Source organism: Mucilaginibacter agri (assembly GCF_009928685.1).
Taxonomy (GTDB): domain Bacteria; phylum Bacteroidota; class Bacteroidia; order Sphingobacteriales; family Sphingobacteriaceae; genus Mucilaginibacter; species Mucilaginibacter agri.
Window position 1 is genome coordinate 240,700 of the sequence record NZ_WWEO01000044.1, and the last position, 16,999, is coordinate 257,698.

The 16,999-nt window shown below is 45.5% G+C and carries 10 protein-coding genes; 4 read left to right on the forward strand and 6 right to left on the reverse strand.

The features are described from left to right. Positions 1-8: 8 nt before the first annotated feature. The 3 genes from GSY63_RS17355 (at position 9) to GSY63_RS17365 (ending at position 2,618) form a co-directional block, all read left to right on the forward strand. Complete coding sequence (locus tag GSY63_RS17355; RefSeq protein ID WP_166587103.1) at positions 9-593, forward strand: hypothetical protein; 585 nt, start codon at positions 9-11, stop codon at positions 591-593. 422 nt (positions 594-1,015) lie between these two features. Continuing rightward, positions 1,016-2,035: a hypothetical protein gene (locus GSY63_RS17360; protein ID WP_166587104.1), complete on the forward strand. Its 1,020-nt coding sequence runs from the start codon at positions 1,016-1,018 to the stop codon at positions 2,033-2,035. A gap of 403 nt (positions 2,036-2,438) precedes the next feature. Next, a complete protein-coding gene (locus GSY63_RS17365) occupies positions 2,439-2,618 on the forward strand; it encodes a hypothetical protein (RefSeq protein ID WP_166587105.1) in 180 nt (59 codons plus the stop codon). A gap of 174 nt (positions 2,619-2,792) precedes the next feature. Here the strand turns inward: GSY63_RS17365 and GSY63_RS17370 are convergent, their stop codons facing one another. Next, positions 2,793-3,872, reverse strand: coding sequence for an NHL repeat-containing protein (locus GSY63_RS17370; protein WP_166587106.1), 1,080 nt, complete (start codon positions 3,870-3,872; stop codon positions 2,793-2,795). Between the two features lie 344 nt (positions 3,873-4,216). On the opposite strand from GSY63_RS17370, the gene GSY63_RS17375 reads away from it, so the two are divergent. Further along, positions 4,217-5,023 (forward strand): hypothetical protein, encoded by an 807-nt coding sequence (locus GSY63_RS17375; protein ID WP_166587107.1) that lies wholly within the window; start codon positions 4,217-4,219, stop codon positions 5,021-5,023. A gap of 83 nt (positions 5,024-5,106) precedes the next feature. On the opposite strand, the gene GSY63_RS17380 is transcribed toward GSY63_RS17375, so the two are convergent. From GSY63_RS17380 to GSY63_RS17400, 5 genes are all read right to left on the reverse strand, one after another. Beyond that, positions 5,107-5,610 carry a hypothetical protein gene (locus tag GSY63_RS17380; RefSeq protein ID WP_166587108.1) on the reverse strand — a complete coding sequence of 168 codons (504 nt, stop codon included), beginning with the start codon at positions 5,608-5,610 and terminating at the stop codon, positions 5,107-5,109. Between the two features lie 174 nt (positions 5,611-5,784). Then, positions 5,785-6,201 carry a hypothetical protein gene (locus GSY63_RS17385; RefSeq protein ID WP_208094580.1) on the reverse strand — a complete coding sequence of 139 codons (417 nt, stop codon included), beginning with the start codon at positions 6,199-6,201 and terminating at the stop codon, positions 5,785-5,787. A 215-nt stretch (positions 6,202-6,416) separates the two neighbouring features. Further along, positions 6,417-8,597: an OmpA family protein gene (locus GSY63_RS17390; protein WP_166587110.1), complete on the reverse strand. Its 2,181-nt coding sequence runs from the start codon at positions 8,595-8,597 to the stop codon at positions 6,417-6,419. 9 nt (positions 8,598-8,606) lie between these two features. Further along, positions 8,607-9,539 carry a PorP/SprF family type IX secretion system membrane protein gene (locus GSY63_RS17395; protein ID WP_166587111.1) on the reverse strand — a complete coding sequence of 311 codons (933 nt, stop codon included), beginning with the start codon at positions 9,537-9,539 and terminating at the stop codon, positions 8,607-8,609. 2 nt (positions 9,540-9,541) lie between these two features. Further along, positions 9,542-16,915 carry an Ig-like domain-containing protein gene (locus tag GSY63_RS17400; RefSeq protein ID WP_166587112.1) on the reverse strand — a complete coding sequence of 2,458 codons (7,374 nt, stop codon included), beginning with the start codon at positions 16,913-16,915 and terminating at the stop codon, positions 9,542-9,544. Positions 16,916-16,999: the final 84 nt, after the last annotated feature.

Below are 16,999 nucleotides of genomic sequence, written 5' to 3' on the forward strand. Positions count from 1 at the left end.
GATTGATCATGATAGTAGAAAAGCTTTTTTCGAAACACGCAGCATTGGTGTTTGCTCTTTGTATAGCTATATCTAATCATTCCCGGGCACAGGAAGCCAAAACAACCGAAGAACCTTTTAAGCCTAATAGTGAGCTTGCCCTCGTAATTAGCCACGCCCATGTGTTTGAGGGCAGAAATGAATCGGGCGAAAAACAAACCTTGTCCCTACCCTCATGGAGTATCGATTATACCTACAAATTCACCAAACGTTGGGCTATTGGCTTGCACACCGACGTTATAGTCGAAAAATTTAAGGTAGAGAACCACTCTAAAGACGAAGAAAGCGAAGAAATTGAGCGCAGCTACCCCGTTGCGCCGGCCTTGGTAGGCATATACAAATTGCCACGCCATTGGAGTTTTGTATTAGGTTTCGGCGGGGAGTTTGCCAGCGAAGGTAGCTACGCCCTCACCCGCACGGGTGTAGAATACAGTGCCGAAATATCAAAGGGCTGGGAAGTGTTTGGCACGGTTAGTTACGATTTTAAATGGAATGCTTATGATACCTGGGCTACCGGCATCGGTATAGCCAAATCATTTGGTAGCGCTAAATAAAAATCGCTAAGACGCAGCGATTGTGGAGTGGTGCGCACCACATGTTCCACTTGCACCACTTTTACATACTTAAAAGTCTTTATCTGTAATTTTAAAATATACAAATCCCTAATTAACAAAGATTTAAAATAAAAAAGATTGACTTTAAAATAGTGGATTGCACCACTTTCACCTACTTAAAAGTATTTATTTAACAACTTTTAAGTCATGAAGTCTAAGTATAGGGATGATAGGAACCCTCCTTCCCCACTGTAGAAAAATAAAAACTTGTGCAGAAATTGAGAAATAGCCCTACACTATTTTAAAATTCTGTTTCCTTAAATTGCCCTCATTACCGATGCATTACCCCAGCATCTGTCTCAACGGCTGGTGTTACTCTTTATTTGCCCCCAAACCAAACTTTAAAAACCACCATTGAGATTATGAAAACTTATTTTACTCCACGATTAACGATTCTATTTTTCGTTTTCGCACCATTGCTGTGGACCTGCAAATCGGATATGCCGCAAGTGAAAAACTCCGATGCCAATACGGCACCCGAACCCGACAGAACTAAATCCACAAACGATTTATTCACCTTGCCTAAAGTAATTGCCGGCAAAGACCGCTATTATGGAAGTACAGACGGCATCGGGGCTAAAGCTCTATTTAATCAGCCCTCGGGTATTTTTGTAGACGTAGACGGATCTATATTAGTGGCCGACATGGGTAATAACAAGATCAGAAGAATTGTTAAGGATAGCATTGTTTCTACGTTAACCTTCCCGAATGTTACCGATGGCGGGCCAGGAACAATTGTTGGCCCTGTAAACGTAGCCGCCAATGGTAATCTGGGGTTTATCGCCATAGTTTGCCCCGGCGACATCTTTTATTATAAGCCGCATCCTATCGACCAAACTCACCCTACCTGGACGATGAGCCATACCGGCGCTGCTGGATTTAAACCATATTGGGCAATTACATGGGATAAAGCGTATGGCGAATTCTTTTGGTTGTCTATAAGTGCATCCATTACCACTAACGATTTGGGTTTCGCTAACCCCTCAGCGTATGGAGTGGGTGGAAAGAGCGCATTTAACATTACCGACCCAATAAAAGCCGTAAGCGTGATGCCAACTGAAAAAGCCACCGTTTATGCCGCAACCCGTACTAAATTTTATACCATAGTGGGCTATAATGATGATTATGGGAATGGCACATCCAGCGCAGCGTTTCCTGGCATTACATTAACCAGCATAACAAGTATAGCCTGCAGCAAGGATGGGAAAAGAATTTACGTGGCCGATAACGGCGACATTAAGGCTATTAATCTCGGTTATCGCGGGAGTATAAGTACCATTTTAACAGGGGTTTACGCTGATGGCATCGCACTCTCGCTAGATGGCGCCTACTTGTACTACAGCAGCCAAACCAGAAATACGATTTCGAAATATAAGTTGTGATGAACCGGATGTTAAATTACACCTATCAATTGGATTAAGCCCACATGCTGATATAAGCCATAGCATGCGCAAAAAACTGATATTTCATACGCCGCACACGTGCACTGGCACTGACTGTTGTAGATATGATTTAACTTATCTACATTTAGAAAAACCAGTAATCATGCTAAGTGAACAAAGGTTACTACAACTGGAAAATAAGGTCATTGACTTAGAAGATTCGGTTACTCAATTATTAAAAATAGTTGTCTCGCTACAAAACATGGTTAACGAACGGGTTGAACGATCTGCCTTTATGCAAAAGCAAATCAACGAGCTAATGGAAGCCGTAGTAATCCTTCGAAAAAGATAACAAGCTCTTAAAGTGAACAAAACTTTGAGAGTTTATCGTGGTTGTTTAATTATGAAAGACCACGATGAACAGACACCGCAAGAACGGATAGTAAACGACACACGTGTGATATTAGCCGAAATGGCAGATTTACAGGCGTTTTATGACAAGTCAATGGGCTCTTTGAAACAGGACCTGGTTGATAACGGCGAAGCGCTTAAACAACTTAAAAACAAAGATTCTGACTTTTAAGCGTCTTCTTCTTATATTAAAAAGAAAGTAGTGCATCAAATCCGGGCAGTGTTGTTGACATCCTACGTTTTGCCCTTTAGCATAAGTCGATTTTATATCTGTCGTGCTGTGCGCATATTTCGCGTGTGCACCTAACTATCTAAATTATCCTACCTTCAATTCTACCGCAAGCAATTACAATCTGGGCTTGATAACCCTCACCGCAGAATTGCCGTAATCAGCTATAAAAATACCGTTAGGTTTCACAGTAATACCCGAAGCATAGTTAAAACTGGCTTGCTCTGCCGGGCCGTCGGTGTTTCCATTACCGTAAGGTACAATCGCTGTTTCAACTCCGGTATTGCTCACGTGGCTAATCATCGTTTGCAAATCAAACTGATCATCCGGATTTCGTAGCAACTTTATTAGGAAGAAATTTTCAGGTGCAGTTACGTTAAACTTTTTGTCGCGCTTTGCAGGTGCAAAATCAACTATGGAAGCATTAGGATCGCTTAATTTAAAAAACGTGGTGACGGTACCGTTTGGAGTTATTTTACGCAACTTACTTCCGTTTACAAACGGAAAGTCGTCTGTAACATTGGCATCAACCACCCAAATATTGCCATCAGCGGCGTATCTAATACTCGAAATTTTGTTAAAGCGCGCGTTTGCTCCAATACCGTCGGCGTTGCCCCCTACCCCGGTTTTACCAGCCAGTATGGTTGCTGTTCCGTTAGATGTTAATTTTACAATCCGGCGGTTTTCTGTGTCAGCAATATATAAGGTACTATCGGGCCCGATAGCCACATCATAAGGATGATTGAGCCCAATGCTCACCGGCGGATAGCTCACATGCTTTTTCGCATCAATCTTTACAATCTTGCCGGCATTAATCATCGCGGCATATACCGTCCCGCTTTCGCCTGCTTTAATGCCAAATACATCTGTTGTGCCTGTACCATCATTTGGAAGCGTTGCCATTAAGGTAGCTTTACCCGTTTGGGTTAGCTGATAAATGGTATTATTATAAGGCACAGAAAAATAAAGCGTACCGTCGCTGGAACTACAAATCCTGTCGGGAGGCACACTGCTCTTATAAATGGTGGAAACTTCGTACAGGCTGCTAACGCTTGGCAGGCTGTTAACCGAACTAGTTGCCAGGGAGTTGGGGGTTGATTCCGCTGGGCCAACCTGCTCTTTCTTACAATTTTGAAACAATAGCCCCGCTAGAAAAATAAAGATCAGGCCGACACTTTTCTCATTAGATGGTTTCATAGTAAATGGTTTAAGATGGTAAAGATTGTCGGGGTACTCGCTAAAAGTACCTAATGCGGATTGGGTATTTAGCTATATCCTTAAAACGTGCATAAATTGTGTAGTTTATGCTCGAACTAACGGTGGTATCCCAGCGTAGGGTTGGAACGATTTGTATCGGCAGACTGAAGCCTGCGGGTATAGTTAGTCCTTAGCCGCCCGACTACGGACAGCGGCTTGAGGGGTATAGAATTGGCATTGTCAAATCATCTAACATGTCGTGAATGCCCCTTAAATTGGCAGCTTCACCCCTCACGCTACGGGCACGATTTGGATAACTTTATAAAAATGCCCCACCCCAAATCATGAACCATTTATTTCGCGTACAGCAGAAATTCGATGCTTTTTTCTCGCCCTTGTTTATCCTTCTAATATTTTTTATGAACGCGGCATCGCCCAAAGCTTTCTGTCAGGAAACGGACGGCACAAGGCTCGAGAAGATGCCTGCAGACCTTGAGACAACCTATGCTTTGAGCGCCCTGCCTCCTCATTTGCGCAAAGCTGCTACCGTTTATGCATTAGATCCGGCAAAAGGTTATGATGTTGTACAGAAAGGTACTAATGGTTTTATATGCTTCATTACCCGCACGGAATGGGAATGGGGAGAGTTTAGAAAAGACCTTACTATGCCTATTAGCTTCGATGCGGAAGGCGCGTGGACCATTTTCCCGGTATACCGCGACGTAGCGGCCATGAGGGCATCGGGAAAATTCACGGCTAAGCAAATTAAATATCTGGTATTGGACCGCATTCGAAAGGGCGTATATAAAGCCCCGGCCAGAGCTGGCGTTTCCTATATGCTGGCGCCGGTAATGCGTGGTTACAACGGCAACCCCAACAACAATCAAATAACCACCATGAGCATGCCGCACTATATGTTTTATGCTCCTTATTTAAACAATACTGATGTAGGTGGTAATCAACAAGGCCCGTTTGTACTTAACCAGGGAAGCTTTTTACTTGGCGACCGAAAAGGCCCGCACGGTTATATGATTATGCCCGCCGGCGAAATGGAAGCAGCCAAAATAGTAAGCGCCAATAGCGACTTAGTAAAACGCCTTATTGCCTACAAAGCTTATTATAAAGTAAACGCGATGGCTGGGCATCATTGATTTGTATGTGCCCATTTCTTTCGGCAGACTGATTCTGCGGGCATAGTAAGTCCGTAGTCAGGAGACTACGGACAGCGGGGAGATTACTTACTTAAAAAGGTATCCATATCAACTCGGTTCCCCCAGCCGCCATTTTCATTAACAGAACACGAGCTAATAATTGAAAAATCGGGCAATTCGATTTTGTTATAGCTCATCAATTCAATCACATTCTTTACTTCTTCGAACGTAATTTTACTCGCAAACCCACCGTACAAATTTGAAACGCCTAGCCAAATCAAACATTCTATTATATCAGATACCAATTTATCTTTTAAATAGTAGTGTTGTAATTCTAAAGCTTGTTCATTAGATATAACCTTGTAATGTTTTATCCCATCTTCGTCATCTAATATTAGCGAAGGCATAATATCATCAGCCCCATCTTGCCATTCATCTAATCTGGATGTAGCTGTAAACTTCTCCAGAATAACCTTTAGAAACTTCGGGATATCTTCCAGGCGTTTACTAATAATTGCATTCCTCAGGCACAAATAGCAGTATATATATCGTCCATTAATAGAAATTTGGTGAAATTGGTTTATCATAAATTTGTTATTTATTTCGTCTCCGCAGGGTTTCTCGATAGAGAACCCTGCGATTTAAGACAAGCATGTACAAAGACCAACGCAGGGTCCTTTTCAAGAGACCCTGCTGAAACAAAAAGAATCAATTTTGACCCCGATGCTAGCGCAAGGGAGACCCTCGCGCTAGCATCGGGGCTATTTTCTTAGAAAAGTATCCATATCAACTCGGTTTCCCCAGCCGCCATTTTCGTTAATAGAACATGAGCTAACAATTGAAAAATCAGGTAACTCAACGCCGTTGCTATTTAATATTTCTATAACTTCCATAACACAATCAAATGTCTTTTTACTATTAAAAGCTACATAAAGGTCAGATATTCCTACCCAAGTCAAAATTTCTATTATCTCTGCGGCTAGCTCATTTTTCAAATAATAATGTTTCAAATTTAACGCCTGCGCTCGTGAAATAACTTTATAGTGGTTTACATCATTTTCCTCCTCAAACAATCTGGAGGGCATAATATCATCAGCTCCATCTTGCCAGTCTTGCAGTTTTGAACTGTTTGTAAATTCTTTCAGAAGATTATCCAGAAAGACCGGAATATCCTCCAAAGCTTTACTAATGATGATTTTCTTTAGACACACGTAGCAATATGTATACCTTCCTCTAATCGAAATTTGATGAAAATCATTTACCATTATACTTTTTATTTATTCAGCCTTAAATCGATGTTGTAACTATCCCCCCTTTCGCAACCGCGAGAGTCTCTCTTGCGGTAAAATTAGAAAAGTTCAGCCCGAGGTCGGTGTTGTCACCGACCTTTCGTCTACCTTCCAAACTGCCCCTCCAGCCAATCGCAATCCATTGTCAAAACCCGCTTCCCTCTTTTGATTAGGAAGAACTCCGAACGGCGATTGAGCTGCTGTTGTGCTTCGGTGCAGGGTACGCCATCTGGGCAATCGGATACCAGGTTGTTTTCGCCATAGTGTTCGGTAAATACGCGCGATGCATCAATACCGTGCGCCACCAGATAATCCTTAGCCGACTCGGACCTGCGGTAAGATAGCGCCATGTTATAGGCCTTTGATTCGCGACTATCGCAATAGCTGGCCACCAGGATCTTTAAGTCAGGGTGGTCTGTCAGTATTTTCAGCACATTCTCCATTTCGCGCTGGGCATCCGGGCGGATGTTGGATTTATCGAGGTCATAATAGATCTTATTAACGGTCAGCTCCCGTTTCAACGAATCGCAGTTGAACACGAAGCCCGGTTTATGTTCGCGTGGTTTATAAAAAGAGTTGTCGATGGCTTTTACCTTAAGCGTGATGTTGATGGTGGTATCTGCGTTAATACCATTGGTATTAAATGCTTTCGAGGCTGAGCTGTAACCATCGTTAGTGGCAGTTACATAGTAGACGGTTTCGGGCTTCAGCACACTGCTGAAGCTGCACTGCATATCGGCATCGAGGTCTTTTAACCCGTTAGGGCTTAGTTGTATGGCGCTGTAACACACCGGCTCGAGGGTGATAGAATCCACCACCTCAACATGCAGTTTGATCTGGAAATCGTGGTGCACAAAGCTGTAGATATCATCGCTGCCTTTGCGGTTACTGGTAAAGTAGCCCGTAATGCCATTCTCATTTCTAATCAACCCAAAATCATCTACAGATGAGTTAATAGGCGAACCCAGGTTTACCGGCGAACCAACCGGCTCAGTATCATTCAAAGCTATCTGAAACACATCTAAACCACCCAATCCCGGGTGACCGGTTGACGAGAAATACAAAATGTTATCCTTGTACAGCGTAGGGAATTGCTCATTGCCTTCGGTATTAATTACCGGGCCCATGTTTACCGGCTTACCCCAGGCGTCGTGGATGGAATTGCGCTTGCTATAATAAAGGTCGGTGCCTCCGTAGCCGCCCTTCATATCCGACGCGAATATCAACAGCGTACCCGCTTTATTCAAGGCCGGATGCCCAATCGAGTATTGATCATCATTATAAGGGAATGGTTCAATCACCTCCCAGGTAGGTGCTTTGGCGGTAAACAGCTTTAGTTTGTTAATGCCATCCTTACTCTCGGCATATTTGCCTTTAAAGTAGTTGTTACGTGTAAACATCAACGAACCATCGGGCAGCAAAGCTGTAGAACCTTCGTGGTATTGGGTATTGATATTGCCCGGTACCGGCTCAACCTTAACGCGTGCGGCAAGGTAATCGCCAATAGTATCGCGCAAAAATTTCTGGCTATAGTTGCCAACGGTACGGGTATCGTTGCTGGTAGGCGGCGTATCATCATCGTTTACCTTATACATCTTCTTAGTGTTTCCCTTCAAGTCTTTCCTGATCACTTTGCGGATGCTGTCGATATTTACGCCTTTAATTTCGGCCAGTGTGTTTACATAATACAGGTCTGAGAACGGGGTTTGATCCCAGCCGAAAACCTTTTTAACCAGCACGCCGGTTTTGCGGTTACTACTAAACATCAACCCCTTTTTGTAATACATGGGCGAATACTCCGATGCGGCGGTGTTAATATTTAGATAGCTGATGGTCCAGTCCCTGCGGTTTTTGAGGAAACCATTTACTTCGGGATAAGTCTTAACAAATGCTGATGCCCGGTTATCTTTCGAAGTCAGTTCGAGATACTTTTGGTACCATTGTTCCGATGCGGTGTATTGCTGCTCGTTAGCTAAGGTTTCGGCATAGTAGAGTGCCCATTCGGGTTTCAGTGTCTGTGCCTGGGTTAATTTAGCATACCACATGAGTGCTTTATCGTAATCCTTAATATTACGGTAGCTGTTGGCAATCATTTCCTGCGCCTCCACGTTGTTCGGATCTTTCTTTAAATCGCTCTCGAGTAGTTTGGCGGCGGGCGCATAACGTAAGGCTTGATATTCCTTGCGAGCTGCCTTCAATTCGCCGCTTTCCTTTTTAGTTTGTGCAAAAAGAGAAGCCGGCAAAAGCAATGCTATAATAATGGTGATATATGTGGTTCTCAGCATATCATTGTCTTAAAAAAATCGTGGAGACAGAATTTTACCCTTAGTGAATCCAAACTCGTAACGGAGCATAATTTCGTGGCTGCCCGAGTTGTATTGCACCAGCTTGGTTGTACTATGGTCGTAAGAATATCCCAACCTAATTTGCGGCGATACCTGGAACTCAACCAGGCCCGAAATATCTGCCTCGGTACGGTATTGCGCGCCAAAACCAATAACATCGCTAACCCATAAGGTGGCGTTCAAATCTCCTTCTATCGGAGCACCTTTAACATATTTGATCAGCACCGATGGTTTTAGATGCAGATCGTCATTCAGCTGAAACACATAACCCGTAGCCAGAAACAAGTGCATAGCCTGACCGCTAAACGAGTTATCGCCCTCAACCTTTAAATTGGTTAACTTATTATTCAACAATTGCGGCGACGATAGCCCGAGGTAAAACTTATCGGTATTGTAATACACCCCTACCCCAAAATCGAGCAGCATTTTATTCACGTTCTGACTAAAAGCCGGGTCGGGCACACCGCTGGAGCCTAAATTTACAGAAGTAAAATTAGCTTGGTACTGGCTCACGCCACCCTGCAAACCCAATGCAAGCGTACCCTTATCCATCCGGATGCGGTAGGCATAACTGGCAATAGCCCCGTTGGTTGTGGTTATACCCAAACGATCGCTGTAGACCTGCAGACCCAGGCCCACTTTCTTGCTTTCTATTGGAGCGTCGATACTTAGCGTTGCTGTTCTTGGCGCACCTGCTATACCAACCCATTGGTTACGATACAAAGCCGTTGCCGACGTTACGTTACGGCTACCCGCATAGGCAGGGTTAATGGCAAGTGTGTTAAACATGTACTGTGTATACATGGCCTCCTGCTGTGCCATGGCCTGCTTACCCGCACATGCTATGATGATACCTAATATTAATATTCTAATACTTTTCATAACTATCTGTTTAGGGTTATAAAGCCCACGTAGCGGTCTTTGTCGTCAAACTTCACAATGTAATAATAGGTTCCTTCCGGCAGATCTTCGCCTATGTGGATGCCCTGGTTACACTTGCCTCCCCAATCGTTTTTGTAGTCCTCATTACGGTATACCAGATTTCCCCAACGGTTGTAGAACTCGAGGAATACCTTTCTACCGCTTACGTTTTCGATCACAAACGTGTCGTTAGCGCCATCGCCATTTGGCGAAAATCCTTCGGGGATAAAGCCGTTCGGTCGTTCCAGTTTTACAGGGGTTGGTACAGCAGAACTTACATCGCCCGTGGCCGTCACGTCAGGTTTTAAACCGTCGGTAGATTGGTCGGTAGTAGTAGCGCTGGTTACTGATGTGCCCGAAGTCGTAGCGCGGTTGAGATAAGTGGTTCCACTTGTTACCACAGTCACATTGGCTACAATCTCAATCTGTTCTACCTGGCTGGTGAAAAGCTGGTTGCCCGAGGCCAATAATTCAATATTGCTGCTGCCGTTGTAGTTAGGATTAACTGTCAAGCGCCCTAGCGTTCTGATGCTCTTGAAGGTCAATTGTTCGCCGGTGAAGGTTTGCGTCAGATCGTCTTTAATGCTGATATTATTTAAATCGGTTATACCGTAGTTGCCAACCGTTAAAATATAGGTAACATCGTACGATCCGTTAGTAGCTTTAGTAACCGAAGCAACGACCTTTGCCAATCCAATTACCGGTTTATCAGTAGTGTTGATCTTAACCGTAGCTACATTACTTGTAGCGCCGTTTTTATCCTTAACGGTATAGGTAAACTGATCCGGTCCTGCATAATTAAGTGCCGGTGTGTAAGTTACCAGTCCTGTTACCGGATCTACGATCAGCGTACCATGCGCAGGCGGCGTAATAATAGTAACCGTAGTTGGGTCAATGTCGGCGGTGCCCGGCGTATCGTTACCCACTACCGGAATACCTACAGGCCTGTTAGGCGTGGTTGCGGCGTTGTCATCAACGGCAGTTGGGCCTCTAGGGATATTAATGGTAACATTAGCCACATTGGATACAAACCCGTTCTGATCTTTAATAGTATAGGTAAAATTATCAGCCCCATAATAACCTGTAGCCGGTGTATAAGTAGCCACGCCCGTTACCGGATCTACTGTAACGGAACCATGCAATGGCTGCTGAACAATATTTACTGTTGCTGGCGCAATAGCGGCATTACCATTAATATCATTAGCAGGGATATTAATAGTTACCGGGGTATTCATGTTGGTAACAGCACTATCGTCATTTGCTGTTGGGCCTTTAACAGCGGTTATTGTAACCGTGGCCACGTTTGATGTACCGCCATTAGCGTCTGATACCGTATAAGTAAATGAATCCGGACCGGTATAACCTGCATTTGGTGTATATGTAGCCACTCCCGTTGCCGGATCGACAACGACGGTACCATGCAGTGGTTGGGTGATGATAGTTACCGTGCTTGGCACCAGATTATCGGCCGCCTTTACGTCGTTATTTAAGAGATTGATTACAGCCGGTGTATTACTGCCTGCCGTGCCTGAATCGTTGTTAGCAACCGGCAATGGTTTCGGCGCAATGTTTACCTGGCTGGTATTATTAGTTGGGTCGCTATCTGTTTCCGCGCCGGCAATAGTAGCGGTGTTGAGGTAACCGCCGGTAGCATTAACTCTGGCAACTATATTCAGCGTAGCATTGCCCGTGTTACTCAATGTTCCTATAGCCCATATACCTGTACTGCTAGCGTAGGTGCCTACAGATGGAGTTGCACTCACAAACGTTAACCCTGTAGGTAACGCATCTGTAACGTTAACATTAGTTGCTGTACTTGGCCCACCATTATTAACCATTAGCGTATAGGTAATCTGGTTATTAATAGAAGGCGTTGATACCGACACCGACTTAAACACTTTCAAATCTGTGATACTATTTTTTGTGTCTGTGTCTACTGCGCTATTATTGGCTGGTGTTGGGTCGTTTGCTCCGTTTGGTAAAATTACCGTGGCGGTGTTGATATAATTACCTGTAAAATCTTGCGGTAGAGTTACCACATAGGTGTAAGTAATTGTACTTCCCGATGGCATGTTAACAGGGGTATTTATGCTACCCATGCCGCTTACATCACCCGACGCGCCACCGGCAAAAACAGCAGTCCAGCTTCCACCCACACCTGCCGGCAAATTGTTGATACCCGTAGCTCCTGCTACGTCACTAGGGCCTGTATTATGCACAACAATTGTATAAGTATTGCTTGTGCCCGGCGTATACGTGGTTTTGCCATCGGTATTAGTCACGCTTAAATCGGCTTGGCTGTTTTGAGCATCGGTATCCGTCGCCGTGTTATTAGCCGGTGTTGGATCTGTTGAACCCACCGGAGCCGTAATAGTTGCCGTCGTGGTCAGGCTCCCTGTTGTGGCCGAAGGGATGGCTGCAGTTAATGTATAAGTGACTGATCCTCCTGCCGGGATATTTACCGATTCGTTAATACTGCCTGTCCCACTAGCATTACCTGTTGCACCGCCTGCGTAAACAGCAGTCCAACTGCCGGTAATACCTGTAGGCAGAGGGTAAGTTACGGTTGCGCCATTGGCATCGCTTGTACCTGCATTAGTAGCTACAATAGTATAAACGTTAGTACCACCCGGGCTATAGTTAGTTTTACCATCCGTATTGGTAATATTTAAATCGGTTATGATGTTCGGGTGATCTGTATCCGTAGCTATATTATCGGCAGGGTTTTGATCCGTAAGCCCGGTTGGCGCAGCAATAGTTGCCGTAGTGGTTAAATCGCCGGCAACGCCGCTTCCAACATTGGCCGTTACGCTATAAGTAATTGTGCCTCCTACCGGGATATTTACCGTTTGATTAATACTGCCTATTCCGCTGGCTGCGCCGGTTGAGCCGCCTGTGTATGTTGCTGTCCAGTTGCCTGTAACTCCTGTCGGGAATGGGAAAGTGACTGTAGCACCCGTCGCATTGTTGATACCGGTGTTAGTGGCAACAAGCGTATAAGTATTGGTTGTGCCTGGTGTATATGTTGTTTTACCATCTGTATTGGTAATACCCAGGTTAATATTACAATCGGCCACGGTGATGGTAATATCATCAAAGCTATCTGTACACTGGCCGTTAGAGGTTGTCCAACGGAACGTATAATTACCAGTTACTACGCCTGTTAAGGTGGCATTATTGTCATTAACCGAACTGAATACCGGATCGGCCGCGCCGGTTGGCTTTGCTATAATGGTCCAGGTTCCGGTGGTACCCGCACCCGGGGTCACAGCTGCCAGAGCTATCGGCGAACCAAGGCAATAATTAGCGGTTGGCGGACCGGCATCAGCTGCAGATGGCGCCGCTAATATGGTAAAGCTTACGCTGCTTGTTGTACTGCACGAGCTGTTATTGGTAATTGTCCAATTTAAGGTATATGCTCCGGGTACTAAACCACTTGCAACAGCTGTCGGGCTGTGATTGTTATTAAAGGTAACTACCGGACTGGATGCAGGCTGAACCGCAACAGTCCACGTTCCCTGGTCGTTGCCGGTTGGAGTAGTATTGGTTGAAGCCAACGATACAGAAGCCGTGCCACCAGTCGCAGGCCCGCAAGTATTTGATACCGTGCCAGCATTGGCAACAGCCGGAGAATTATCGGTTACCGTAACGCTAACATCTGCCGATGATGAGGTACATACACCATTGGATATCGTCCAGCGGAATTTGTATGGATTCGCAGGATCAATAACTAAACCCGAAACCGCAGTTACCGGCGAGTTTGGCGCATCGATAACCGGTGCACGTGTATCGCTCGGCCCATTGGGTACAAAAGTCCATGTACCGATACCTACTGTAGGTGTGGTACCCGTTAATGTTACACCTCCCAAACATGCGGAAGGTTGATTAGTCATTGGCGCTGCAACCGTAGGAGGATCGTAAACACTGATGCGCACAATATCATTGCTTGACTGATTGCCTGTACAATTGGCGTTAGTAACTGTCCATTGCAACAGGTAGTCGCCGGGCACGCTTAAATTACTAAGTACCGCGTGGTTATCTGTTGTGGAAGATAAAGTAAGTACGCTGCCAACCGGCCTGCCAATAATATCCCACGAACCCGTGCCCACGGTAGGTGCAACAGCCGCAAGATTAACTGATGTGGTAGTACTGGTACAAATTTGCTGATCTGGCCCGGCATCGGCAGTTGATGGCGGTCCGCTTACGGTTACCGTCATATCATCCGTCAATATACCGCAACCGCCAGCATCTTTTCCGGCTATTATGCCTGTATTAATGGTGTATCTGAATACATAAGTCGCGTTCGGGATTAAGCCGCTTGCAATCGCAGTATTACCAAACCCGGTTGAAGAACCATTTTTTGTGATGGTTACCGGTGGCGTACCTGCCGGTAGTGCCGATACCAGTGTCCAGTTACCGTCACTCCCTTCGTTACCGGATAATACAGTAATCCCAGTGTTACAAAGGTTTTGATCTGCCCCGGCATTTGCCGATTGATGCAGTACAATAGTAACGTTAGATGTTGATGGAGGGCAAATAGTACCGTTGCTTGATTGCCAGGTTAATACATAGGTGCCTAACATTAAACCGCTGATGGTAGCGTGCGGATCGGTTAAGCTGCTGAATATTGGCGTGCCAGGTCCGCTTCTCACTACCCATAACCCCGACCCCACGGTAATTGTATTGGCATCTAATACCGTTGAAGCACCATCGCATAGCGTTATAGGATTGTTGCCGCTAACGCTTGCATTAGCCGGTGTAGGAGGTGCACTAAGATTATAGGTGATTTCGGCAAATGAGCTTGAACATGCACCGTTAGTAATTGTATACCTAAATTTATATCGCCCTTGTATTAACCCGCTAACCGTAGTAGATGTACTTCCCGGCGATGTAATTGTCGCCCCACCAGGCCCCGCTACTTGAGTCCAGACACCCGTTTCCATTGCGGTTGGCGTACTGGTTGCAGTTAAGGTTATCGGCCCAAGTCCGCACACATCCTGCGATGGTGTACCGCTGATGGCAGCAGCTGTAGTGCCAGCAGATATGGTTATAACCACCGTATCGCGTGTAGTGGCACAGCCCCCCTTGCTTAGTTGCCATTCAAACTTATATGTTCCGATTGTAGCCCCCGTAATAGTTTGACTACTGGCATTAGTAAATGCAGGTGTATTAGGGCTTCCGGGTAACAAGGTCCAGATACCGGCTTCGCCGGCGTCGGGCGCATTAGCACCTAAATTGAAGATTGACGTACTCGAACCCAGACATTGGTCGGGGCCGGCATTAGCTTGCTTGGGGCCGTTGGTTGCATTGGTATTGACAACTACATCATCAAAGTTGCTTCCGCATGAACTGCTGATGGTCCAGCGTAGGATATATGTTTTATTAGCCAGAAAACCATTCGCAACGGCATGAGGATCATTAACACTTGAGAATGTGATAGTGCTTGCCGGAGTAGCAGGACTTTGAGAAACAACAGACCAGGTACCTGTTTCATTAGCCTCGGGCTGATTTGCATCTAACTTTACCGGCGTTCCAAAACAAGTAGCAATATCGGCCCCGGCATGGGCAACCGAAGGCGTAGTGGAAATAACAACTTTAACATCAGACTGCGAATCGCCGCAATCTTTACCGCCACCTGTCACAATCCATCTAAAAGTGTAAACCCCACTCACCAGGCCTGATATGCCAGTTGTGTTTAAGGATTTATTTGCTATAATCGCTGTGTTCGGCCCGCTTACCTGTGTCCACATCCCAATACCCGAATCGCCTGCTTGTGGGCCATTACCGGCCAAGGTTGCACTGGTTACGCCGCAGGTTAAAAACTGTGGTGTCCCCGCGTTGGCCTGGTATGGTGCTTTAGATATTACAATCGGCAGGTCTATGTAGCTATCTACACAACCCCCAGACGCATCATCATTATATCGCCTGAAGCGGATAACGTAAGTACCGATCCTATCCATCCCCACAATCAGTTGAAAGTCGTCGGAAGCGGTTACAAAATGGTTAATGCCGAAATTGGCTTCGATGTTAGAGCCGCCGGGGGCGCTAACCAGCGCCCATTGTGTACGGTTACCTCCAACCACGTTAAAGTGTATGTTTAGCTGTGATGCACCGCATGGCAAAATCGCGGGGTTAGGCGTATCGGCATTAATGGTAACCGCAGGTGGCGTGGTATACCGCACATGGTAAGTACCTACCGAAGTACAATGCGTCACAGTATTGGTAATGGTGTAAATCAGGTCATAATCCGAGTGGCCATCCAGTCCGCTTATCGTTGTAGTTGGCGAGGTGGCATTAGAAAAACTAACCGCAGTTGGGTTTGTGCTTGCAGATGTCCATTGCACCACCTCGTTAGCATATAATGGCTTAACACCATTTAAGGCCGTTGTAGTACGGCCATCGCAGTAGGTAAAAAATGGGTCGCCGCCTGCATTGGTAATACTTTGCGAAGGGCTGTCAACCGTAATGGTTACATCTTTCGATCCGCTGAAACAAGGGCCGGTTACCGTCCATCTCACCACATAAACACCACCTGTAAGGTTTCCTATCCCCGTATTGTTATCGTGTATATCTCCAAAGGTAGGCACGCTCGGCCCGCTGATGAACGACCAGGTACCTATCTGGCCGTTGCCACTGCCTGCAAAAGAGGCGTGTAAGCCCGTAGTAGCTACAACAGAATAGCAGTTTACATATAAAGGTGTATTTACCGCAATTGGCTCGCCGCCAAGGTTGGTAACCGCAATATCTGAGGTTGAAGAACAGCTGCCATCGCTTCCGGTAATGGTCCAACGGTAGACGGTAGTACCTACAGTGTTACCTGTTTGTGGCAGAGGAATAGTTGCATTAGGTGATGTTGCGGGAGTTGGCACCGGCAAATTACCGCTTACCACCGACCATGAACCTGTTTCGCCTGCCTGCACCGAATTGGCAGCCATGGTTACTGTGCCAGGGCACGAAGTAATAGCAGGCCCCGCATTGGATACAGTTAGCGTAGATACGTTATAAACAGCATCATCAAATACCGGAGAGCCATCTGTACATTTTGCCGACAACCTGAAGGTGTAATTAACCCCTTTGGCAAAACCTGTAACCGTAGCCACCGCATTACCGCCCGAAACTGTTGTTGTTGATACCGAAACTGTGGGGCCAGCAACCTGGGTCCATGTTGCCTGTTGGTTAAATAAGCCGGTTGCAGTACCGTTAAGTAAAAATGGCTGACCGGCACAAATTGTGCGATCTGCTCCTGCATTAATGGTACAGTTTTGTGCCGATGCAGAAAAATGCACCAGTAATACCAATAAAAATGCAGGAAGGTAGAATCGTAGAAATTTAATCATATTGATGTACAATGAATAAATACATGCTCATTTACAGTTTCAGTTACCTGAATAACAACACATTGAAAGGAATATTTACAGATA

Excerpts from the sequence above, each read along its gene's own strand:
- GSY63_RS17355 (WP_166587103.1), top strand. The coding sequence starts at position 9 with ATGATAGTAGAAAAGCTTTTTTCGAAACACGCAGCATTGGTGTTTGCT.
- GSY63_RS17360 (WP_166587104.1), top strand. The coding sequence starts at position 1,016 with ATGAAAACTTATTTTACTCCACGATTAACGATTCTATTTTTCGTTTTC.
- GSY63_RS17365 (WP_166587105.1), top strand. The coding sequence starts at position 2,439 with ATGAAAGACCACGATGAACAGACACCGCAAGAACGGATAGTAAACGAC.
- GSY63_RS17370 (WP_166587106.1), bottom strand. The coding sequence starts at position 3,872 with ATGAAACCATCTAATGAGAAAAGTGTCGGCCTGATCTTTATTTTTCTA.
- GSY63_RS17375 (WP_166587107.1), top strand. The coding sequence starts at position 4,217 with ATGAACCATTTATTTCGCGTACAGCAGAAATTCGATGCTTTTTTCTCG.
- GSY63_RS17380 (WP_166587108.1), bottom strand. The coding sequence starts at position 5,610 with ATGATAAACCAATTTCACCAAATTTCTATTAATGGACGATATATATAC.
- GSY63_RS17390 (WP_166587110.1), bottom strand. The coding sequence starts at position 8,597 with ATGCTGAGAACCACATATATCACCATTATTATAGCATTGCTTTTGCCG.
- GSY63_RS17395 (WP_166587111.1), bottom strand. The coding sequence starts at position 9,539 with ATGAAAAGTATTAGAATATTAATATTAGGTATCATCATAGCATGTGCG.
- GSY63_RS17400 (WP_166587112.1), bottom strand. The coding sequence starts at position 16,915 with ATGATTAAATTTCTACGATTCTACCTTCCTGCATTTTTATTGGTATTA.